This window comes from Ralstonia sp. PBBBR1 (assembly GCF_002256165.1).
Lineage (GTDB): Bacteria > Pseudomonadota > Gammaproteobacteria > Burkholderiales > Burkholderiaceae > Ralstonia > Ralstonia thomasii.
Map to the genome: position 1 here is coordinate 266,306 of NZ_NKIL01000006.1, position 22,348 is coordinate 288,653.

At 65.3% G+C, this 22,348-nt stretch carries 20 protein-coding genes; 10 read left to right on the top strand and 10 right to left on the bottom strand.

Annotated elements, in window-relative coordinates; translation table 11 throughout:
- Positions 1-56 precede the first annotated feature (56 nt).
- From CFE42_RS12435 to CFE42_RS12460, 6 genes are all read right to left on the bottom strand, one after another.
- A complete protein-coding gene (locus CFE42_RS12435) occupies positions 57-1,079 on the bottom strand; it encodes a lipase secretion chaperone (RefSeq protein ID WP_238563736.1) in 1,023 nt (340 codons plus the stop codon).
- A gap of 60 nt (positions 1,080-1,139) precedes the next feature.
- Positions 1,140-2,138: a triacylglycerol lipase gene (locus CFE42_RS12440; RefSeq protein ID WP_004629403.1), complete on the bottom strand. Its 999-nt coding sequence runs from the start codon at positions 2,136-2,138 to the stop codon at positions 1,140-1,142.
- A gap of 190 nt (positions 2,139-2,328) precedes the next feature.
- Positions 2,329-3,831 carry a tripartite tricarboxylate transporter permease gene (locus CFE42_RS12445; RefSeq protein ID WP_004629402.1) on the bottom strand — a complete coding sequence of 501 codons (1,503 nt, stop codon included), beginning with the start codon at positions 3,829-3,831 and terminating at the stop codon, positions 2,329-2,331.
- Between the two features lie 19 nt (positions 3,832-3,850).
- Positions 3,851-4,273 carry a tripartite tricarboxylate transporter TctB family protein gene (locus CFE42_RS12450; protein WP_235202039.1) on the bottom strand — a complete coding sequence of 141 codons (423 nt, stop codon included), beginning with the start codon at positions 4,271-4,273 and terminating at the stop codon, positions 3,851-3,853.
- Positions 4,274-4,570: 297 nt separating this feature from the next.
- The gene (locus CFE42_RS12455) at positions 4,571-5,023 is read right to left on the bottom strand and encodes a DUF2214 family protein (protein ID WP_004629398.1); all 453 of its coding nucleotides are present in this window, start codon (positions 5,021-5,023) and stop codon (positions 4,571-4,573) included.
- 45 nt (positions 5,024-5,068) lie between these two features.
- Positions 5,069-6,289: a CaiB/BaiF CoA-transferase family protein gene (locus CFE42_RS12460; protein WP_004629397.1), complete on the bottom strand. Its 1,221-nt coding sequence runs from the start codon at positions 6,287-6,289 to the stop codon at positions 5,069-5,071.
- 182 nt (positions 6,290-6,471) lie between these two features.
- On the opposite strand from CFE42_RS12460, the gene alaS reads away from it, so the two are divergent.
- The 4 genes from alaS (at position 6,472) to CFE42_RS12480 (ending at position 14,062) form a co-directional block, all read left to right on the top strand.
- Positions 6,472-9,114, top strand: a complete 2,643-nt coding sequence (gene alaS, locus CFE42_RS12465; RefSeq protein ID WP_037043906.1) for an alanine--tRNA ligase — start codon at positions 6,472-6,474, stop codon at positions 9,112-9,114.
- 454 nt (positions 9,115-9,568) lie between these two features.
- Positions 9,569-10,684, top strand: a complete 1,116-nt coding sequence (locus CFE42_RS12470; RefSeq protein ID WP_004629392.1) for a purine nucleoside permease — start codon at positions 9,569-9,571, stop codon at positions 10,682-10,684.
- On the top strand, positions 10,681-11,721 hold the full coding sequence (locus CFE42_RS12475) for a purine nucleoside permease (protein WP_004629390.1): 1,041 nt from the start codon (positions 10,681-10,683) through the stop codon (positions 11,719-11,721). The genes CFE42_RS12470 and CFE42_RS12475 overlap by 4 nt, the downstream gene beginning before the upstream one ends.
- 232 nt (positions 11,722-11,953) lie before the next feature.
- Complete coding sequence (locus CFE42_RS12480; RefSeq protein WP_004629388.1) at positions 11,954-14,062, top strand: TonB-dependent siderophore receptor; 2,109 nt, start codon at positions 11,954-11,956, stop codon at positions 14,060-14,062.
- Positions 14,063-14,068: 6 nt separating this feature from the next.
- Here the strand turns inward: CFE42_RS12480 and CFE42_RS12485 are convergent, their stop codons facing one another.
- From CFE42_RS12485 to CFE42_RS12495, 3 genes are all read right to left on the bottom strand, one after another.
- Positions 14,069-14,827: a slipin family protein gene (locus CFE42_RS12485; RefSeq protein WP_004629386.1), complete on the bottom strand. Its 759-nt coding sequence runs from the start codon at positions 14,825-14,827 to the stop codon at positions 14,069-14,071.
- Positions 14,828-14,838: 11 nt separating this feature from the next.
- On the bottom strand, positions 14,839-16,233 hold the full coding sequence (locus CFE42_RS12490; protein ID WP_004629383.1) for a nodulation protein NfeD: 1,395 nt from the start codon (positions 16,231-16,233) through the stop codon (positions 14,839-14,841).
- A 73-nt stretch (positions 16,234-16,306) separates the two neighbouring features.
- Positions 16,307-17,215, bottom strand: coding sequence for a LysR family transcriptional regulator (locus CFE42_RS12495; protein ID WP_004629381.1), 909 nt, complete (start codon positions 17,213-17,215; stop codon positions 16,307-16,309).
- Between the two features lie 102 nt (positions 17,216-17,317).
- On the opposite strand from CFE42_RS12495, the gene CFE42_RS12500 reads away from it, so the two are divergent.
- The 6 genes from CFE42_RS12500 (at position 17,318) to CFE42_RS12525 (ending at position 21,589) form a co-directional block, all read left to right on the top strand.
- Complete coding sequence (locus CFE42_RS12500; RefSeq protein WP_004629379.1) at positions 17,318-18,532, top strand: YbfB/YjiJ family MFS transporter; 1,215 nt, start codon at positions 17,318-17,320, stop codon at positions 18,530-18,532.
- Between the two features lie 75 nt (positions 18,533-18,607).
- Positions 18,608-19,393 (top strand): class II aldolase/adducin family protein, encoded by a 786-nt coding sequence (locus tag CFE42_RS12505; protein ID WP_004629377.1) that lies wholly within the window; start codon positions 18,608-18,610, stop codon positions 19,391-19,393.
- A 55-nt stretch (positions 19,394-19,448) separates the two neighbouring features.
- The gene (locus CFE42_RS12510) at positions 19,449-19,637 is read left to right on the top strand and encodes a 4-oxalocrotonate tautomerase (RefSeq protein WP_004629375.1); all 189 of its coding nucleotides are present in this window, start codon (positions 19,449-19,451) and stop codon (positions 19,635-19,637) included.
- 34 nt (positions 19,638-19,671) lie between these two features.
- A complete protein-coding gene (locus CFE42_RS12515) occupies positions 19,672-20,718 on the top strand; it encodes a low specificity L-threonine aldolase (protein ID WP_004629373.1) in 1,047 nt (348 codons plus the stop codon).
- Positions 20,719-20,732: 14 nt separating this feature from the next.
- A complete protein-coding gene (locus CFE42_RS12520; RefSeq protein ID WP_004629372.1) occupies positions 20,733-21,314 on the top strand; it encodes an NUDIX hydrolase in 582 nt (193 codons plus the stop codon).
- 47 nt (positions 21,315-21,361) lie between these two features.
- On the top strand, positions 21,362-21,589 hold the full coding sequence (locus CFE42_RS12525) for a sulfurtransferase TusA family protein (protein ID WP_004629370.1): 228 nt from the start codon (positions 21,362-21,364) through the stop codon (positions 21,587-21,589).
- Between the two features lie 94 nt (positions 21,590-21,683).
- On the opposite strand, the gene CFE42_RS12530 is transcribed toward CFE42_RS12525, so the two are convergent.
- A complete protein-coding gene (locus CFE42_RS12530) occupies positions 21,684-22,316 on the bottom strand; it encodes a LysE family translocator (protein WP_024973328.1) in 633 nt (210 codons plus the stop codon).
- Positions 22,317-22,348: the final 32 nt, after the last annotated feature.

The following is a 22,348-nucleotide window of genomic DNA, read 5'->3' on the forward strand; positions in this document are numbered from 1 at the left end:
GCGTGATTCGGCAATCCCGGGATTTTACCGTGCCCGGCGCTCCGCGCCCCGGGACGCTATCTACGCTGGGCCAGGCCATCAAGCGCCTGTGCGCGCAACAGCTCATGCGAGGCGGTGAAGGTCTGTTGGCGCAGTTGTGCGATTTGCGCGGCTCGATCGGCGTCCGACAGGCCGGCAAAGGCGTTGATGCGATCGCGTTCACGGGTGTAGGCGTCGTAGCGGTTGCGCCAGTCGGCTTCCTCGCGGTTGCCCTGGATCAGGCGGTCGGCTACCAAGTTGTCCACCCCCCGGGCCGACAGGCGCTGGCGCATCTCGGCTTCGCTCATGCCCTGCTTTGTCCAGGTTTCCATGTCGGCGGCGAGCTTGAGCGGGGCGGAGGCGTCGCGGCGCGCCTGTTGGACCGAGGCCGGCAGGCTGGCATCGATGGCGGCGATCCTGGCCGCGCGCTGTTCCTGCGTGAGCGACGGGTCGGCCATTACGGCGACGCGGTCGATGGCGGCGGCGTCCATTGCGTCGTCATCGCCGTACCAGGCTTGGGCGACGTCTGCGCCCAGGTATTGGCGGCGCAGCGCGGAGCGGTCGCTCAACTGCTGGCGGAGCGTGGCGATTAACTCCGGGCGCTGCTGGACCTGTTCGAGGCTCGGCTTGTTGCGGCTGGTGGCGCCGCTTTGAGCCGCCGCCTTGCGATAGGCCAGGTAGCGCTGGAGCAGCGATTGCGCCTCCGCCAGCGCCGGCGTGATCAGCTTGGCGCGCAGATGCGCCTCCGCCATCGACACCCGCTGGGCTTCGGGCAGCGACGCGGGCACGTCGAGGAAGTAGTCCAACACCGCGCGATTGGCGGCTTCGACGATGAGGTGGCCGCGCGCATCCACCTGGAGCCCGTCCGGCGCCTGTGTGTCGGCCAGCTCGGGTGCCGGCGCGCCCGTCGTCGACGGTTCGCCGCCCGCACTGCCGATGAATGCCCCCTTGGCTGCCTGCGGCTGCGAAGCCACAGGCGTGTCAGGTGCGTCCGACGTGTGCCACCAGTAGACCCCGCCCGCGACCGATACCGCCACCAGTACGGCAACAACAAACGTCATAGGTTGTATCGATGGCGACAGGGGCTTCATCGTGGCAATCGGCGTTAGGCAATTCGAGGGTCAGAGGCCTGCAGTCTTCAGTCGATTGGCCTGCGTGCGGATCACCGCAACCGGGTCGGCCGCGCTCCAACCGATCAGACCGAGCAGCTGGTTGACCTCATCCAGGTGATTCCACGCGTAATCCGTCGACAAGACCTGGCCGAACTTCGCGCTGCACACGGAGACGAGCCCATCGTTCGTCCCCGAGCCACGCGCCTGCATGACGCCGCCGCTGAAGACCAGCACCGGATCAAACAGGTCGAGGAGGTTGGTGGCGGTGGAGCGGCCTGTCCAGGAATACAGCTTTTGCACGTTACCGTTGCGCTCGTCGGTGGCGCTGCTGGTGTTGCACCCGCTGGCCAGGCCCGCACTCGGGAATGCCTTGTTGAAATCGGCCGCGCCCGACGTCGACAGGATATGCAGCGCCGCAAAGCCGTTCTGCGGATTGCTGTTGCCGTTGAACCAGCCGAGCACCGAGCCGAATACGTCGGCACCGAGGTTCACGAGCGCCTGGAACGGGGCCGGTGTCGATTCCACAAAGTCCGCAAACTCCGACCCTTTGTGGGGCGTGCCAATGGTGGTGACGGAGGCCACGAGGTTCGGCACCACTGCCGCCGCATAGCGCGAGGTCAGGCCGCCCTGGCTGTGACCAATGAGGTTGACCTTGGCGGCGCCCGTGGCGGCAAGCACGCTGCGGATCTGACTGACGAGCTGTTCTCCGCGCACGGTTTCATCGTTGAAGGCGGACACATCGGCCACGTAGACGTTAGCCCCATTGGCGCGCAGGTCTTCGGGGATCTGGTACCAGTAATCGACCACGCCGAGAAACTTGCTGGTGCCCGACAGGCCATGCACCAACACGATCGGATACTTCGTCGCGGCATAGGTGCTGGCGGCCTGCGCCGGCGCGACGGCACCCAAGCTGAGGGCGGATGCGGCCAAGACGGCGGCTGCAGCGTGCGTGCGCAGGAAGCTGCGCGCTGATCCATACACAGCATGGAGCAGGGAAGTCTGTGACATTCGGTTGTCTCCTGGACATTGGATGGGTGGTCGACCTCTTTGGGCCGATCGCCCTCCGTTATCCGAAGCGCCGTGTCCGACGTCAACTGAAGTGGAGGTCTGGCTCTAATGCTGCGCCGCCGCGTGCGCAAATAAAAACCGGAGGGCGGGCCTCCGGCTTCGTAGGGTGCGATGCAGCAACGTCGCTTTCTTACTCTTCTTGAAACGCTTCCTCGCGCTTTCTGTTGATGACGGGCAGCGCCACCAGCAAAACCAGGATGCCCGCTGCAATCAGCAGCCCCATCGACAGCGGCCGCGTAACGAAAGTGGAGAAATCCCCGCGCGAGAGCAGCAGCGCGCGGCGGAAGTTCTCTTCCATCATCGGCCCAAGCACGAAGCCGAGCAGCATGGGCGCCGGTTCGCAGCGCAGCTTGACGAACATGTAGCCGATCAAGCCGAAGAGCGCGGTCTGGAAGATATCGAACGTCGTGTTCGACACCGAATACACGCCGATGCAGCAGAACACCAGGATGGCCGGATACAGAAAGCGATACGGCACTTTCAACAGGCGCACCCACACGCCGATCATTGGCAGGTTCAACACGATCAGCATCAGGTTGCCGATCCACATCGAGGCGATGAGGCCCCAGAACAGCGCCGGGTTGCTCGTCATCACCTGCGGGCCGGGCTGGATGTTGTGGATGGTCATCGCGCCGACCATCAGCGCCATCACGGCGTTGGGCGGAATGCCGAGCGTGAGCAGCGGAATGAACGACGTCTGCGCTGCGGCGTTGTTGGCCGATTCGGGGCCGGCCACGCCCTCGATGGCGCCCTTGCCGAATTCGCTCGAATACTTCGAGGTCTTCTTCTCCAGCGAGTACGACGCGAACGATGCCAGCGTCGCGCCGCCGCCCGGCAGGATGCCCAGGAGCGAGCCCAGCGCCGTGCCGCGCAGTACGGCCGGGATCATGCGCTTGAAATCTTCGCGGCTGGGCCAGAGGTTACGCACGTGCTCGACAAAGGTTTCACGATGCTCCTTCTGTTCGAGGTTGGCGATGATCTCGGCAAAGCCAAACACGCCCATCGCCACCGACACGAAGTTCAGCCCGTCGGCCAGTTCCGGCACGTCGAACGAATAACGCGCGGTGCCCGAGTTAACATCGGTGCCGACCAGGCCCAGCAGCAGGCCCAGGACGATCATCGCAATCGCCTTGATGAGCGAGCCCGACGCCAGCACCACCGCGCCGATCAGCCCCAGCACCATCAGCGAGAAATACTCCGCCGGCCCGAAGTTGAACGCGAATTCCGACAGCGGCGTGGCAAATGCCGCCAGGACCAGCGTGGCCACGCAGCCTGCGAAGAACGAGCCCAAGCCCGCGGTGGCGAGCGCCACGCCCGCGCGCCCGCGCCGCGCCATCTGGTAGCCATCGATGGTGGTCACCACCGAAGATGATTCGCCCGGCAGATTGACGAGGATGGCCGTGGTGGAACCGCCGTACTGCGCACCGTAGTAGATGCCGGCCAGCATGATCAGCGCGGCCACCGGCGGCAGCGCGTACGTGGCCGGCAGCAGCATCGCAATCGTGGCGATGGGGCCCAGGCCCGGCAGCACGCCGATCAGCGTACCGAGCACGCAGCCGATGAACGCGTAGATCAGGTTCTGGATGGAAAGCGCGGTCGAAAAGCCGAGCGCGAGGTTGGCAAAGAGGTCCATGGTGTCGTGTGCCTCGCGCTCAATTGCCGATGAAGGCGGGCCACACCGGGAACTGCAGCTTGAGCCCATAGACAAACGCCGCGAGGCTCATCACCACCATCACGATGGCGGTACCGGCCGCACCCTTGAGCGTGAACTCGTGGCTGGCCATGCTGGAGACCAGCACGAGCACCACAAGCGAGAGCACCAGCCCAAGCGGTTGCAGCAGCAGCCCGAACAGCACCACGGAGCCGAGAACCCACAGCAGCGTTTTGACGTCCCAACGCGGAATGCGGTCGACCACGCCCTTGCGCGACAGCGATTGCACGACCACCACCACGCCCAGCAGCACAAGCACCACGCCCAGCCAGAACGGGAAGTAGCCCGGGCCCATGCTGCTGGCGGTGCCCATGCGGTAGCTGCGCGCCAGAATGGCAAACGCCGCACCGGCGACGATGAACATGACGCCGGATGCAAAGTCCTGGTGACTGCGGATCACCGGACGACCTCGTGGATCGTTCTGCAAGTCTGGTCTCCTTGGGATGGCGTGCCGCGCGGGTTAGGCGGGCCGCCTTATGCCTGGTAAGGCGACCAAGTTTGCACGCTAAGCAGACCGGCTTTCAAGCAGCTTGCGGAGGGGAGGGCATGCCGCTTCATGAGCCGGCGCGGCGCCCCGGGCAAACGGTTCAGGGTTTGTCCCTAGCGTTGCCCTGAGCAACATTGGGGCCGCACCACGCGGGTTGCGCGTCCCCCGGTGCAATTACATGCCGATACCGCGCGCCATCAGCACGGCCGCCAGCGGAATGAAGATGATCAGGTGCGACTCGACCATGACCCAGCGGCGCGTCTTGGCAATCTCCGACGGCGTGGGCACGAAGTCGGGCAGCGTCTTGCCCTGCTTCTTCCAGCGCAGGATGTTGATGGTCGGAACAATCGACATCAGCCCCACGAGAATGAACAGGCCCACCTTGACGTGGAATACCGGGTTGTGGACATAGAACGCGTAGCCCTTGGCGCCGTAGAACACGCGCAGCAACCCCGTGATCAGCACCGCGAGTGCAGCAAAGCCGAACACGGCGTCATAACGTGCCAGGCGCTTGCGGATCTCGGGCGTCGTGTCCGGGCGCAGCACCACGGCCTCGGCGGTGAGAAAAACGATCAGCGTGAAGATCGAGATGTAATGCAGGTAAGCCAGCAACGCATCAAGCCACATGTTGACCTCATCAGGGTGGGGAAGGGTTGGCGTGGATTGCAGGGCTCAGATCACGCCGCGCGCGCGCAGCGTTTCGATCTGCTCCCTGTTCAGGTTCAGCACGTCGCGCAGCACAGCCTCGGTGTGTTCGCCCAGCAGCGGCGGGTGGCTCGCGGCCTTGGGCGGCGTGGCGCTCATCTTGACGGGGCTGCCGACAAGCTTGACGGTGCCGGCGCTGGGGTGAGGCAGGTCGACGCGCAGGCCGCGCGCCTGCACCTGCTCGTTGTTGAACACCTCGTCGAGCGAATTGATCGGGCCGCACGGCACACCGGCGGCTTCGAGCTTGTCGATCCATTCGCCTTTGCTCAAGCGCTTGACCATCTCGGCCAGGATCGGCACCAGCACGTCCCGGTTGGCCACGCGCTGCGGGTTGGTGGCAAAGCGCGGGTCGTCGGCCAGCTCGGGCATGCCGCCGGTCTCGACAAAGCGCCGGAACTGGCCGTCGTTGCCGACTGCCACGATGATCCAGCCGTTGGCCGCCTGGAACGTCTGATACGGCACGATGTTCGGATGCGCATTGCCCCAGCGCTTGGGCGCCTGGCCGCTGGCGAGGTAGTTGGTGTTCATGTTGGCCAGCATGGCGACCTGCACGTCGAGCAACGCCATGTCGATGTACTGGCCTTCGCCCGTGCGGTCCCGGTGCGCGAGCGCGGCGAGCACGGCCACGGTGGCGTACATGCCGGTCATCAAATCCGAGATGGCCACGCCGGCCTTTTGCGGACCGCCGCCGGGCAGGTCGTCGCGCTCGCCGGTCAGGCTCATGAAGCCGCCCATGCCTTGCACGATGAAGTCATAGCCGGCGCGGGCGGCGTAAGGACCGGTCTGGCCGAAGCCCGTGATGGAGCAGTAGACGAGGTCTGGCTTCACGGCCTTGATCGATGCGTAGTCGAGCCCGTATTTCGCGAGCTGGCCGACCTTGTAGTTCTCGAGCACCACATCGGCGTGCGCGGCGAGCTGGCGGACGATGTCCTGGCCCTCGGGCGTGCTGATGTCGACCGTGATCGAGCGCTTGTTGCGGTTGGCGGCCAGGTAGTAGGCGGCCTCGGCGGTGTCCTGGCCGGCTTCGTCCTTGAGCCACGGCGGGCCCCAGGTGCGCGTGTCGTCGCCGGCGCCGGGACGCTCCACTTTGATGACGTCGGCGCCAAAATCGGCAAGGTTCTGCGCGCACCAGGGGCCGGCAAGTACGCGGGTCAGGTCGAGAACACGGAGATGGCTCAGAGCGCCCATGGATTGACGAATCGACACGATTGGAACGGGTGCACTCTACACCACGCTCCGGGGTACCCCCAGCCCCATGCGACGAATGGGCGCTAACACATTAGCAACCCCGTATAATCAATAGTTTGCACTGATCCAAGATGCGCCGGGCGGTTGCCCCAGGCGCCATGCTGACTCCGGCACCCCGCGACATGAAAGCCTCCGATATCCGCCAAAAATTCCTGACGTTCTTTGAGGGCAAGGGCCACACCGTGGTGCGCTCCTCGCCGCTGGTGCCGGGCAACGACCCGACGCTGCTGTTCACCAACTCCGGCATGGTGCAGTTCAAGGACGTCTTCCTCGGTACCGACAAGCGCCCGTACGTGCGTGCGGCCTCCGTGCAGCGCTGCCTGCGCGCCGGCGGCAAGCACAACGACCTGGAAAACGTCGGCTATACGGCGCGCCACCACACGTTCTTCGAAATGCTCGGCAACTGGTCGTTCGGCGACTACTTCAAGCGCGACGCACTCGTGTGGGCGTGGGAGCTGCTGACGCAGGAATACAAGCTGCCGGCCGAGAAGCTGTGGGCCACCGTCTACCAGACCGACGACGAGGCCTACGACATCTGGACCAAGGTCATTGGCCTGCCGCCCGAGCGCGTCGTGCGCATCGGCGACAACAAGGGCGCGCCCTATGCCTCCGACAACTTCTGGCAGATGGCCGAAACCGGCCCGTGCGGCCCGTGCTCGGAAATCTTCTACGACCATGGCCCCGACGTCTGGGGCGGCCCCCCGGGAAGCCCTGAAGCCGACGGCGACCGCTACATCGAAATCTGGAACAACGTGTTCATGCAGTTCGATCGCCAGCTCGATCCGGCGACCGGCGAATACACGCTGACCCCGCTGCCCGCACCGTGCGTCGACACCGGCATGGGCATGGAACGCCTGGCTGCCATCCTGCAGCACGTGCACAGCAACTACGAGATCGACCTGTTCCAGGCGCTCATCGCTGCCGCCGCGCGCGAGACCAACACCAAGGATCTGGCCAACAACTCGCTGCGCGTGATTGCCGACCACATCCGCGCATGCTCGTTCCTGATCATCGACGGCGTGATCCCGGGCAATGAGGGCCGTGGCTATGTGCTGCGCCGGATCATCCGCCGCGCCATCCGCCACGGTTACAAGCTCGGCTGCCGCGCAGCGTTCTTCCACAAGCTCGTGGACGACCTCGTCGCGCAGATGGGCGAGGCCTATCCGGAGTTGCGCGAGGCGCGCGACCGTGTGGTCGAAGTGCTGCGTACGGAAGAGGCGCGCTTCTTCGAGACCATCGAGCACGGCATGTCGATCCTCGACGCCGCGCTGGGCGAGCTGAAGACCTCGGGTGCCAAGATGCTCGACGGCGAACTGGCCTTCAAGCTGCACGACACCTACGGTTTCCCGCTGGACCTGACGCAAGACGTCTGCCGCGAGAACGACGTGATCGTCGACGAAGCGGCCTTTGACGCCGCCATGAACCGCCAGCGCGAGCAGGCACGCGCGGCCGGCAAGTTCAAGATGGCCGCCGGCACGCTCGACTACACCGGCGACAAGACAACGTTCCACGGCTACGAGCAGCTCGTGCGCGAAACCGCGCGGGTGACGGCGCTGTTTGTGGATGGCGCATCGGTGCAGGAAATGCACCCGGGCCAGACCGGCGTGGTGGTGCTGGACCACACCCCGTTCTATGCGGAATCGGGCGGCCAGGTTGGCGACCAGGGCACGCTCAAGGCTGCGACCGTCTGGTTTGATGTGGTCGACACGCTCAAGGTGCAGCCGGACGTGTTCGGCCACCACGGCGAGCTGCGCACCGGCGTGCTGAAGGTTGGCGATGCCGTGGCGGCGGAGGTGGACGCAGTGCGCCGCGCGCGCACCATGCGCAACCACTCGGCCACCCACCTGATGCACAAGGCCCTGCGCGAAGTGCTGGGCAGCCACGTGCAGCAGAAGGGCTCGCTGGTGGATGCAGAAAAAACCCGCTTCGACTTCTCGCACAACGCACCGATGACGCCGCTGCAGATTCGCGAAGTGGAAGCGCGTGTCAACGCAGAAATTTTTGCCAACGCCGGGACGAACGCCCAGCTCATGGGCTTTGACGACGCGGTCAAGAATGGCGCAATGGCCCTCTTCGGCGAGAAGTACGGCGACGAAGTGCGCGTGCTGTCGATCGGTTCGTCGAAGGAACTGTGTGGCGGCACGCACGTGGCGCGCACGGGCGACATCGGCCTGTTCAAGATCGTGAGCGAATCGGGCGTGGCGGCAGGGATTCGCCGTGTGGAGGCCATCACTGGCGACAACGTGCTGCACTACCTGCAGACGCTCGATACACGCATCAACGAAGCGGCTGCCGCGCTGCGTGCGCAGCCGTCGGAACTGACGTCGCGCATCGTGCAGGTGCAGGACCAGGTCAAGACGCTCGAGAAGGAACTGGAGCGTCTGAAGTCGAAGCTGGCCGCCAGCCAGGGCGACGAACTCGTGAGCCAGGCCGTGGACGTTGCCGGCATCAAGGTGCTGGCTGCCAAGCTGGACGGCGCCGATGCCAAGACGTTGCGCGAGACCATGGACAAGCTCAAGGACAAACTGCAGACCGCAGCCATCGTGCTGGGCAGCGTGAGCGACGGCAAGGTTGCGCTGATTGCGGGCGTGACGGCTGACGCCACGGCCAAGGTCAAGGCGGGCGAGCTGGTCAACTTTGTCGCCCAGCAAGTCGGCGGCAAGGGCGGCGGCCGCCCGGACATGGCCCAGGCCGGCGGCACGGAGCCGGACAACCTGCCGCAGGCGCTGGCCGGCGTGGCAGCGTGGGTACAGCAGAAGGTTTGATGTAACGCGTTCGACAAGAATGCGCTAGACGGCGCGCGCTCCCGGCAACGGGGCGCGCGCCGTTTTGTTTGGAGGCGATCAGGGCGGTGGCGTGGTGTCCAGCAGGAAGACGCGCAGGCGCTCATTTCGGTCGCCATGGCGGGCGCCCGACCAGAACTGGGTCCACTCGGAGAACCTGAGCGGCGCCTCACAAACCTGAGCAACGGATTTCCGTGGTGCAGGCCGCGCGACTTTCGGGGCACAGCGCGCCCTCCGTTGGGGCTTGTCTGCGCCATGAGAACAAGCGGGGAATGTCGCCCGGCTGGAGACAGGCCCAGCCATGGCCTATACCGGGAAAACGTTGCCGATTGTGTAGCGATTGCGTGCCCCTTGGCAGGCAATTTGCATCGGTGGCGCGCGCTGTTCCCCACAGCGCGGGTTGATCCCATCCCTATCCCCAAATCCGAGGAGAACCATGAGCGTCCTATCTGACAAGGTCGACGCCCCGCCTCCGCAGCCGCCGCACCGGCTGCTCGGGCGCAAAGGCAAACGATTGGCGCGTGCCGTCGCGGTTGGCGCGTTGCTGGCGGCAGGCGTTGGCGCGTCGACGCAGCCGGGTGCGCAACTCGCACCGGAATCGCACGCGCGCAAGGTCAAGGTGCTCATCATCAGCATGTTCGCGCCCGAGGCGCAGCCGTGGATCGACAAGCTTGGCCTCACGCAAGACGTGCCGGTGCCGGGCCTGTCCATCGACTATCCGAACGTGCATTGCAACGCCAGCGACGTCTGCCAGCTCACCACGGGCATGGGCAAGGCGAATGCCGCGTCGTCGGTCTCGGCGCTGATCTACAGCGGCAAGTTCGATCTGCAGCGCACGTACTTCCTTGTGGCTGGCATTGCGGGGATCGATCCTTCGCAGGGCACGCTCGGCAGCGCTGCGTGGGCGCGCTTCCTCGTCGACAGCGACATTGCGTGGGAGATCGATGCGCGCGAGGTGCCCGCCAACTGGCCCGGCGGCTTCATCGGCATCAACACGCAGGGCCCCGGACAGAAGCCGCCGCTGGATTACAAGACCGAAGTCTTCCGCGTGAACGAGGCGCTGCTGCAGAAGGCGCTGGCGCTCTCCAAGGGCGCGGTGCTGGACGACAACGCCACCGCGCGGGCCTATCGCGCCAACTACCCGAGTGCACCGGCCAACCAGCCGCCTTCCGTCGTGCAATGCGACACCGCTGCCGGCAACACATACTGGCACGGCGCCAAGCTGGGCGAGCGCGAAGCAGCCTGGGTCAAGCTGCTGACGGACGGGCAGGGCACGTACTGCACCACGCAGCAGGAAGACAACGCCACGTTCGAGGCGCTCACGCGCGGCTCCAAGGCAGGCCTGCTCGACCTGCAGCGTGTGGCCGTGCTGCGCACCGCGTCCAACTTCGATAGGCCGTATCCGGGGCAGACGCCGTACGACTCGCTGGTCAACAGCAACTCGGGCGGGTTCGTGCCGTCGCTCAACAACCTGTATCTGGCGGGCGGCCCGCTGGTCAACGAGATCGTCACGCGCTGGAGCGTGTGGAAACACGGAGTGCCTTCGCCATGATCGATTCCCCACTCAAGACCCCCATGCGATCCATCGCCAGGCTCTGCGCGATCGGTGCCGCGGCGCTGACCTTGAACAGCTGTGCGTTTGACGGCGTCAAGGTCATCGTCATCAACATGTTTCAGGGCGAAGCCCAACCCTTTATCGACCGTTACGATCTGAAGGAGAAGGTCTATATCTCCGGCCTGTCGCCCGACGCGCCGAACATGCTGTGCAACTACGACGGCATCTGTCAGGTCACCACGGGCATGGGGTATGCGAATGCGGCGTCGACGATTTCTGCGTTGCTCTATCGCAGCAAGCTGGACCTCTCGCACACCTACTTTGTGATTGCCGGCATTGCGGGCATCGATCCTGGGCAGGGGACGGTGGGCTCGGCGGCGTGGGCGCGGTATGCGGTCGATTACGGTCTCTCGCACGAGATCGATGCGCGCGAGATGCCGGCCGGCTGGCCGTACGGCTACTTCGGCATCGGCACGAAGGGCCCGGGCGAGAAGCCGCCGATGGACTACCGCACCGAAGTGTTCCAACTCAACGAGACGTTGCTGCAGAAGGCCTACACGCTGTCGAAATCGGCGACGCTGGAAGACAGCCCAGAGGCCATCGCCTTCCGCAAAAACTATGCGTATGCGCCGGCCAACCAACCACCCGCCGTCATCCAGTGCGACGTGGCTTCCGCTGATACATGGTGGGCCGGCCGTAACCTGGGCCAGCGGGCGCGTGACTGGGTAAAGACGATGACCGACAACAAGGGCACATACTGCACGACGGCGCAGGAAGACAACGCCACGCTCGAAGTGTTGACGCGCGGCGCCCGTGCCGGGAAGGTCGATTTCAGCCGCGTGGCACTGCTGCGCGCCGGGTCCGACTTTGACCGTCCGTACGACGGCCAGACCGCCTCCGACGGGCTCATCAACTACGCGCAGCAGGGCGGCTTTGTGCCGGCCACGCACAACCTCGTCAATGCGGCCAAGCCGTTATTGGACGACATCGTGCAGCACTGGCCCCAGTGGAAACAGGGGGTGCCGACGAATTAACAGTTGCTGACATCACATTTCAATCTATATAATGCGAATCATTATCATTTGATGGAAGGCCAGGGGCGAATGCCCGACCGCTGACCATCGCTCCTACCGGGCGAGCCAGCGGGTTTCCACCTGCCAGCCAACGGATCGACGCGCCGCGTGATGTATTGCGGCGCGTTTTCTCTTCTCTCAGCGCATTTCCGCGCGTCCGGTTTCGCCAATCCTGATCGACCCTTTGCCCGCGATGAACCGTCATCTCGCGGCTCGCGCCTTCTCGTGCGCGCTGGCCGCCATTCCTCTTGCCGTTTCCACATTGGCGCATGCCGAAGCCGGCCAGCCGGCCACAGGTGGTGCCACGGTCGACCTGAACGAGACGACCGTCACGGCAGGCAGCCAGCGGGGCTTTGCAGCCAGCACGGCGCAGGTCGGAGCGTTCCGCGGGATGGCGTTGCGCGACATTCCCGCCACCGTGAACGTGGTCACGCGCGAGGCGCTTGATGCGCAGCAGGACACGTCGCTGTACGACGCGCTGCGCAATACGGCGGGCGTGACGCGCCAGCAGCTTTCAGGCGAAACGTTCGACAACCTCGCCATCCGCGGCGTGACGCTGGAGAACCGCACCAATTTCCGCTTCAACGGCTCGATGCCGATGGCTGCACTCACGGCGATCCCGCTGGAAGACAAGGAACGCGTGGAGGTGCTGAAAGGCGTGTCAGCGCTGTATTACGGCTACACGACGCCGGGCGGCGTGGTGAATTTCGTGACCAAGCGGGCCGGCAACACGCCGGTGACGACGCTGGGCATGCAGTTCGACAGCAACGGCAGCGTGGTCGGCACGCTGGACGTGGGGCGCCGTTTTGGTGAAGACAATCAATATGGCCTGCGCTTCAACGCGGCGGGCGGCTCGTTGCAGTCGCCTACCAACGGCATTGACGGCACGCGCCAGCTTGCCGCCGTGGCCTTCGACTGGAAGGTCAACAGCCGGCTCAGCCTGAAAGCCGACGTGGAATATTCGCGCAAGGTCATCATCGAACAGTCGGTGGTGACGCTGCCCGCCGCCAAAAACGGCGTCATCACCTTGCCGGCCATGCCCGACCCGAGCAAACGCATTTCGCCGGGTTGGGCCGACTTTGACGGCAACAACACAAACGCGTTGCTGCGTGCCGATTACGCGCTCGCCGATGCATGGCTGCTGACGGTGGAGGGTGGCGTGTCGGAGACGGCGCGGACGCGGGCGTTCTCCGAATTTCGGCTGACGAACACGCTGACGGGGGCCGGCACGCTGTCGGGCCAGCGGCAGAGCGGTCGCTGGAACACCAGCCACGTGCGGGCCGACGTTTCCGGTACCGAGAAGACGGGTTGGATCACGCATGACCTGACCTTCGGCATTGCGCGTTCCGACATGCGCCAGGCGGCGGTGTACTCCGACCGCTTTTCCGGCACGCAGAATCTGTACAACCCGGTCGACCTTGGCTGGCTGCCGACCACTGACACCGGCTTTACCGCCGAGCAGCGCGCGGTTGATACGGGCGTCTACGCGCTGGATCGCATGACGCTGTCGGAGCACTGGCAAGTCATCTTGGGCCTGCGCTACACGCGCTATACCAGCGAGCAGGCGCCCAACCGCTACGAGGCCAGCAAGACCACGCCGCTGGGGGCCGTCATCTACAAGTTCACGCCGGCGCTGTCGGCGTATGCGTCGTACGCGCAGGGCTTGGAAGCCGGCGCGCGGGCTCCGAACACGGCCGCCAACGCCAACGTGGCCATGCCGCCTGCGCTGTCCGAGCAGAAGGAAGTGGGCGTGCGCTACGAAACGCCGGCCGGCACGCAACTCGCCGCTGCCGTGTACGACATCGACCGCGCGGCGAGCTACACCAACGACGCGAACATCTTCGTGCAGGACGGCCGCGAGCGGATTCGGGGTATCGAGCTGACCGCGCAAGGCCGCGTCACCCAGGATTTGTCGCTGCTGGCCTCGGCCGGCTGGACGGACGCGAAGTTCCGCGGCGTCGGCAACGGCCTCGACGCAAAGACGCCGGAAAACACGCCGCGCAGCACTGCCAGCGTCTTTGCCGAATACACGTTGCCGATGCTGCGTGCTGTCTCGTTCAACGCGGGCGCCTACTACCTTGGCCCACGACCTGTGAACGACGCCAACCAGGCAGAGCTTGGCGGCACGACGCTTTTCAGTGCAGGCGTGCGCTATGTGACGCGGATTTCGGGCAAGCGCGCGACGCTGCAATTCAATGTCGACAACCTGACCGACAAGCGCTACTGGGCGGGCGCCGGCAACAACCGTCTGTCGATGGGGGCGCCGCGGCTGTTCAAGCTCGGCATGAAGATCGATCTGTGATGCGGGTCAGCCGCCGGCGGCTTTCTTTACCGCGCCCAGCACTTCCATCGGCAGCGGGAAGACAATCGTCGAGCTTCTGTCGCCCGCAATCTGCGTGAGCGTCTGGAGATAGCGCAACTGGATCGCCTCGGGCTGCTGGGCCAGCATGCGTGCAGCTTCGAGCAGCTTTTCCGATGCCTGCAGTTCGCCTTCTGCGTGGATGACCTTGGCGCGGCGTTCGCGCTCGGCCTCGGCCTGGCGGGCGATGGCGCGGATCATCGATTCGTTCAGGTCGACGTGTTTGATCTCCACGTTCGCGATCTTGATGCCCCACGGGTCGGTCTGGATGTCGAGCACCTTCTGGATGTCGAGGTTGAGCTTTTCGCGCTCGGCCAGCATCTCGTCCAGCTCGTGTTTGCCCAGGATGGCCCGCAGCGTCGTCTGGGCGAGCTGGCTGGTCGCTTCCAGATAGTTGGCCACCTGGATGATGGCGCGCTCCGGATCGACCACCCGGAAGTACACCACCGCATTGACCTTGACCGACACGTTGTCGTGCGAGATCACATCCTGCGGCGGCACGTCCATCACCACCGTGCGCAGATCCACGCGCACCATTTGCTGGATCGCCGGCACGATCAGCACCAGCCCCGGCCCCTTCACGCGCCAGAAGCGGCCCAGCAGAAACACCACGCCGCGCTCGTATTCGCGCAGCACCCGGAACGACGAGATGACCAGCAGCACGGCCAGGAAGATCAGGCCGCCTGCGCTGAAGAAGCCGTAAAGCATTTTTCTTCTCCTTATGAAGACGCGGCGAGGGGGGCAACGGGTTCCACCATCAGTGTCAGCCCACGCCGGGCGATCACACGCACCTGATCGCCACGCGCGATGCCACCATCGCAGCGCACGCGCCAGCGCTCGCCATGGATGCGCGCCCAGCCGTCGCTGTCGGCATCGGCGTCCGGTGTATCGACGTCCACTACTTCGCCTGTCATGCCGATGAGCGTATCGCCGCCGGTCACGATCGGCCGCCGTCGCGCACGCACCGCCAGGCTGGAGAGCGCTAGAACAACGGTCAGGCTTACGAAGGCCAGTCCGATGATGAGCGGAAGCGGCACGCCAAAGCCCGGGGTTTGCGTATCGATCAGCATCACCGCGCCCAGCACGAACGCAACGATGCCGCCCACGCCGAGCGCGCCGAACGTCGGCAGGAATGCTTCAGCCACCATACAGCCGAGGCCAAGTGCAATGAGGGCAAGCCCCGCGTAGTTGATCGGCAGCATCTGCAGCCCGTAGAGCGCCACTACGATGCACACGGCGCCGAGGATGCCGGGCACGACCATCCCAGGGGTCGAGAACTCGAAGATCAGTGCATACACGCCCACCGTCAGCAGCAACAGCGCCAGGCTCGGGTCGGTAATGACGCCGAGGAAGTGGTTGCGCCAGTCCGGCTCCAGCGTGACGATGGTTGCCTCGGCTGTACGCAGCGTGACGTCGCCGGCGGACGTGCGCACCGCGCGGCCGTCGACTTGCTTGAGCAGATCAGGAAGGCTTGCGGCAACAAGGTCGACCACGTGCTGGCTGGCGGCTTCGGTCGCGTCGAGGCTCACGGCCTCACGCACGGCGCGCTCGGCCCATTCCGCGTTGCGACCGCGCAGTTGCGCCAGCCCGCGGATGTACGCCGCCGCGTCGTGCATCTGCTTGCGGGCGAGGGTGTCTTCGTTGCTGGAAGGGGCGGCTGGTGCGCTTGCCGGCTTGGCGCCGTCGCCGGGGCTCGGGGCATGGCCGCCCATGCCGATCGCCACGGGAGACGCCGCACCCAGGTTCGTGGCGGGCGCCATCGCCGCAACGTGGCAGGCGTAGAGGATGTAGGTGCCGGCGCTTGCTGCCCGCGCGCCACCGGGGGCGACGTAGCCCGCCACCGGCACGGGCGACGCAAGGATGGCCTGAATGATCTGGCGCATCGACGCATCGAGGCCGCCGGGCGTATCCATTTGCAGCACAACAAGCTGCGCTCCCTGATCGCGTGCCTGTTGCAGGCCGCGGATTACGTAGGCTGCGCTGGCCGGCCCAATGGCACCGGTGACCGGCAACACCACGACCGGAGCGGCTGCCCCGGCAAGGCTGGTCCAGACCGCGGCGATGACCGCTGCCAACCATCCCATCCAACGCCGCATCCGCAACGACGGTCGCATTCGCGCCTCCGTCCGTGATTGCCGCGCTTTGCCCGATCAGACCGGCGGCACGGTCCCAGTATCCGGTTTCAGTTTAGGCGGCAATGGCTTCCCGCGCGGTTTTGCTTGCCGCTGCTTGGGGCTCGCTCAGCACCTGCACGAGCGCCTGCAGGGCGGGTCCAGCCATGTCGCGGTGCCAGGCAAGCAGCGTGTCGACACGGCCCGGCTTGCCGAGCGCGTGGATGCTGATTTCCGGGGCGTTCGTATACAGCTCGAGCACCGAGCGGGGCACCAGCGCCACACCAATGCCGGCCGCCGCGCACGCGATGATGGCGTGGTACGAGCCAAGCTCCAGCACGCGGGACGGCACCAAGCCGTCTGCGGCGAACCAGTCTTCGATCAATTGCCGATAGGCGCAGCCAGGTTCGAACGCGAGCATGCCGGCAGTCTGCACGTCCGCCGCGCGGCGGATCGGTGGATGGGCGCGGTGGGCAATCAGCACCAGCTCTTCGGCAAATGCCGGCAGCGTCGTCATGGCGGCGCGCGTGTTGTTCAGGCACGCCGTTTCGGCAACGAACGCGCAATCGACTTCAAAGTTCGATAGCGCCTGAAGAGAGTGGCGCGTGGTCATCGTCACCAGTTCGAGCTGTACGCGCGGCCAGCGTTGATGCAGCGTGGCCAGCAGGGCAGGAAGGCGGCTGGCCGCCGTGCTTTCCATCGAGGCGATGCGCAGGCGCCCGTGCGGCTCGCGCGGCTGCACGGCCTGGCGGGCCTCGGCGGCCAGACGGAGGATGTCGTCGGCGTAGGTCAGCAGGGTCTGTCCGGCGGGCGTCAGCACCATGCGCTTGCTTTCGCGCACGAACAGCTGCACGCCGAGTGACGCTTCGAGCTGGCGGATGCGTGTCGTCACATTCGACTGCACGCGATTCAACTGCTGGGCCGCCCGCGTGACGCCGCCTTCCCGCACGACCGTCCGGAAGATCTCTAGCGAGGACAGATCCATGATGTATCTCAAATGCTAATGGGTTCGTTCAATATAATTCATTTTTCAGGATGAACGGCCTTGCGTACGATGAAGTGCCGATTTCCCCATCCAGGCCCTTCCATGGAGCACACGCTGTCGTCCACCCCAGCCTTGTCCGCCGCGCATTCCCAGCGGGCCGCCGCCTGGCGCGTGGCGGTTGCGGGCATGGTTGCGCTGTCCGTGGCGATGGGCATCGGCCGCTTCGCCTTTACGCCGATCTTGCCGATGATGCTTCACGACGGCAGCTTGACGCTGGCCCAGGGTAGCTGGCTCGCCACCGGCAACTACCTCGGCTATTTCGTGGGCGCGCTGGCGTGCATGGCGGTGCGCGGCGAAGCGGCACGGCTCATCCGAATCGGTCTGGTCGCGACGGTGCTGCTGACCGCCGGAATGGGCGTTCTGCAAGGGCAGCCGGCGTGGCTTGTGCTGCGCTTTGCGGCAGGCATGGCGAGCGCGCTGGTGTTCGTCTTTACGGCGGGCTGGTGCCTGCATCGGCTGACCGAACTTGGGCATGCGGCGCTTGGCGGCATCATCTTCTGCGGGCCGGGTCTTGGAATCGCCATTCCGGGGCTGGCGGCCAGCGGCATGGTGGCGCTGGGTTGGCATGCAACGTCGGCATGGATTGCGTTTGGCGTGCTGTCGGCGCTGCTCTCGGCGGCGGTGTGGTCGACCATCCGGCCCGAGGCACCTGCGCATGCCGCTCCGGCGCCAGCCGCGTCCGGCAAGGCACCCGGCCTGGATGCGCCCACCAGCGCGCTCACGATTGCCTACGGTCTGGCCGGGTTCGGCTACATCATCACCGCCACGTTCCTGCCGGTGATCGCCCGCAAGGTGCTGCCTGCAGGTTCGCTCTGGCCCGATCTGTTCTGGCCGATGTTCGGTGCCGGCGTGGCGCTCGGTGCATTCCTTTCCACGCGGATCAGCCTGGCGCGCGACAACCGTTCGCTGCTGGCCACGGCCTACGGCATGCAAGCGGTTGCCGTGACCATCAGCATCGTCTGGCCGACAGTGGCGGGGCTTGCACTTTCGAGCACGCTGCTCGGCCTGCCATTCACGGCGATCACGCTGTTCGCCATGCGCGAGGCCCGCCGGCTCTGGCCGCATGCCGCGCCGCGTCTGATGGGGCTGATGACGGCCGCGTATGGCATCGGCCAGATCGCCGGGCCGCCGCTGGCGAACCGGCTGTTTGCGGCCACGGGCGGCTTCAATGCATCGCTGGCCGTGGCAGCCGTGTCGCTCGTGGCCGGCGTGGTCATCTTTCTTGTGGTCAAGCGCGTGGCCCCGGCGCGTGCGTGATGCGCGGCATGTGAAGGCGCCCACCACGCGGTCGACGCGCCCGTTCTAGAATGCCTCCTCCATTGGAGGAGCCTCATGTCTTTTGCCTTGCGCCCCGATGCCGTTGTGCCCGGCGGCGAGATCAGCCAAGCCGAGCGCGCTGTGCGGGTCGACCTTGCCGCCGCGTACCGACTGGCCGCGCTCAACGGTTGGGACGATCTGGTCTACACCCATCTGTCTGCGTCCGTGCCGGGCGAGCCCGATCACTTCCTGATCAACGCTTTCGGCCTCGCGTTCGACGAGATCACCGCATCCAACCTGGTCAAGATCAATGGCCGCGGCCAGCTCGTCGGCGTCTGGCCCGATGCGGCCACGCATCCCTCCGTTAACGTGACCGGTTTCGCATTGCACGCAGCCGTGCACGCCGCCCGGCCCGACGCGCAGTGCGTGATCCATCTGCATAACACGGCGGGCATTGCCGTGTCGGCGCAGAAGCACGGGCTGCTGCCGCTGTCTCAGCATGCGCTGCGGTTTCACCGGCGCATCGCGTATCACGATTACGAAGGCCTTGCGTTCACGCCGGAAGAGGGCAGCCGCCTTACCGCATCGTTGGGCAACCGTTTCGCCATGTTGCTGCGCAATCACGGAACGCTGACCATCGGCCGTACCGTGGCCGAGGCGCACGTGCTGATGGCCACGCTCATCAAGGCATGCGAGATCCAGATCCACGCGCTTGCCGGCGGCGAGGTCGTCGCGCCCGCGCCGGAAGTGGCAGATCGGGCGGCAGAACAGCTCGAAGATGGCGGCGCCATCGAAGGCGTGATCGAGTGGCCGGCGCTGCTGCGCAAACTGGATAAAATCGACGCTTCGTATCGCGACTGACGCGACTGATATAACCGCCGCGACTATCAGAGCGACGCACTAAACAGGAGACACCATGCCGACTTTCCATATCGAGATGTTCGAGGGCCGCAGCGTTGAGCAGAAGCGCAAGCTCGTCGAAGAGGTGACGCGCGTCACCTGCGAATCGCTGGGCTGCGCCCCGGGCGCCGTCGACATCATCATCACCGACATCAAGCGCGAGAACTGGGCTACCGGCGGTGTGCTGTGGTCCGAGCAGAAGTAACCCATTCTTTTCCACACACATTTGCCGGCCCGCCATGCAGCCCAAGCAGCATTTCGCCTCAGACAACTACGCGGGCTTCTGCCCGGAGTCGCTGAAGTATTTCCTGGAGGCCAACGGCAGCGGCCATGAGCCGGCCTATGGCGATGATTCGTGGACGCAGCGCGTGTGCGACCGCATTCGCGACCTGTTCGAGACGGATTGCGAAGTCTTCTTTGTCTTCAACGGCACGGCCGCCAATTCGCTGGCGCTTTCGTCGCTATGCCAGTCGTATCACTCCGTGATCTGCCACGAGCTGGCGCACATCGAAACCGACGAATGCGGCGGCCCGGAGTTCTTCTCCAACGGCTCCAAGCTGCTGACCGCCAAGGGCGAGAACGGCAAGCTCACGCCGGATGCGGTCGAAGCGCTCGTCACGCGGCGCTCCGATATCCACTACCCGAAACCGAAAGTGGTTTCGCTGACGCAATCGACCGAAGTCGGCACCGTCTATACCGTGGACGAGGTCCGCGCGATTGCCGCGATTGCCAAGCGTCGCCAGTTGCGCGTGCATATGGACGGCGCGCGTTTTGCGAATGCGGTGGCGTCGCTCGGCGTGCATCCGTCGGAGATTACCTGGCGCGCCGGCGTGGATGTGCTGTGCTTTGGCGGCACGAAGAACGGTCTGCCGGTCGGCGAGGCCGTGGTCTTCTTCGATCGCCGCCTGGCGGAAGACTTTGCATATCGCGTCAAGCAGGCCGGGCAGTTGGCGTCGAAGATGCGTTTCATCTCGGCGCCGTGGCTGGGTCTGCTCGAGAACGATGTGTGGCTGCGCAACGCGCGTCACGGCAATGCGATGGCGCAGCTGCTGCATGCGCGCATTGCCGATGTGCCGGGCGTGCGCATCATGTTCCCGACCGAATCGAACGCCGTGTTCGCCGAGCTTCCGGTGCCGGCCATCGAGGCGTTGCGCGCACGCGGCTGGCGCTTCTACACGTTCATTGGTGCGGGCGGCTGCCGCCTGATGTGCTCGTGGGACGTGCAACCGGAGACGGTGGAAGCCTTTGCCGCCGATATTCGCGCAGCCTGCGCGCAGGCCGTTTAATCCATCTGACTGCCATGAGCTTCGACTACCGTTTCTGTCCGCAATGCGCCACGCCGCTCGTCGAGCAGCACAATGCCGGCCGCCTGCGCATCGCGTGCCCGGGGCAGGACTGCGGCTTCGTGCATTGGAACAATCCGTTGCCCGTCCTGGCGGCGGTTGTCGAATATCGCGGGCAGATGTTCCTGGCGCGCAATGCACTGTGGCCGGAGGGCATGTTCGCGCTCGTCACGGGCTTTCTCGAACGCGACGAGACGCCCGAAGAGGGCATCGCCCGTGAGCTGAAGGAAGAGACGAACCTCGACGCTCAATCGATCTCGCTGATCGGCGTGTATGAGTTCATCCGCAAGAACGAACTGATCATCGCGTACCACGTGGTGGCCGATGGCGAGATCGCGCTGTCGGAAGAGTTGGTTGAATACCGCCTGAAGCCGTTCGAGAAAGTCCGCCCCTGGACGGCCGGCACTGGTTATGCCGTCGCCGATTTCCTGACCGCGCGCGGGCTGCCCGTCAGCTACATCGACATCCGTACCGGCGAACCGGCCGAGCCGCCGCCGCGCCAGTGGCAACCCACGCGGCTCGTTACAATTCCGGAATGACTGACGCGAGTGGCACTGCGCCGCTTGCCCGTACCACTGAGGAAGACATGGAGTTTCAGAAGGAAATCGACGCGCGCGGCCTGAATTGCCCGCTGCCCATCCTGCGCACGAAGAAGGCGCTTGCCGACATGCAAAGCGGCGACGTGCTCAAGATTCTCGCCACCGACCCCGGCGCCACGCGGGACTTCCAGGCATTCGCCAAGCAGACCGGCAACGAGCTGCTCGAGCACAGCGAGCACGACAAGGTGTTCACGTTCTATATGCGCCGTCGCTGATCTGGCAGCGCGTTCAATGAAAACGGGGCGATCCGGTTTGGCTGGATCGCCCCGTTTTCATTTGGCGGCAGATCTTTTGATCGACTGCGTGCGGCTACTTGCGCGCTTCCATCGCCATGCGCAGCGCCAGGCTCGTCAGCACGGTGCCCATCAGGTAGCGCTGAACCGACAGCCAGCTCGGCTTGCGCGAGAGAAACGCGGCGATGCTGCCCGCCGTCGCGGCGATCATCGAATTGACGGTCACGCTGACGCAGATCTGCGTGACGCCCAGGCAGACCGACTGCACCAGCACGCTGCCGTGCGCCGGCTCGATGAACTGCGGCAGCAGCGACAGATACAGCACCGCCACTTTCGGGTTGAGCAGGCTGGTCAGCAAGCCCATCGTGTAGAGCTTGCGCGGGCTGTCCACCGGTAGTTCGCGCACCTGGAACGGCGCCCGGCCGCCCGGCCGCACTGCCTGCCAGGCGAGGTACAGAAGATAGATCGCGCCGCCAAAGCGCAGCGCATCGTAGGCAAACGGCACGGCCATCAGCAACGCGGTGATGCCGAATGCGGCGCACAGCATGTAGAAAACGAAGCCCGTGGCGATGCCCGCCAGCGACACCAGCCCGGCGTTGCGCCCCTGGCAGATCGAACGCGAGATCAGGTAGATCATGTTCGGGCCCGGCGTCAGCACCATGCCGAGCGCAACCAAGGCAAAGGTGAGCAGATTGGTGAGGGTAGGCATGGCGAAATCGCTGTCTGCGGAAAGGGCGAAGA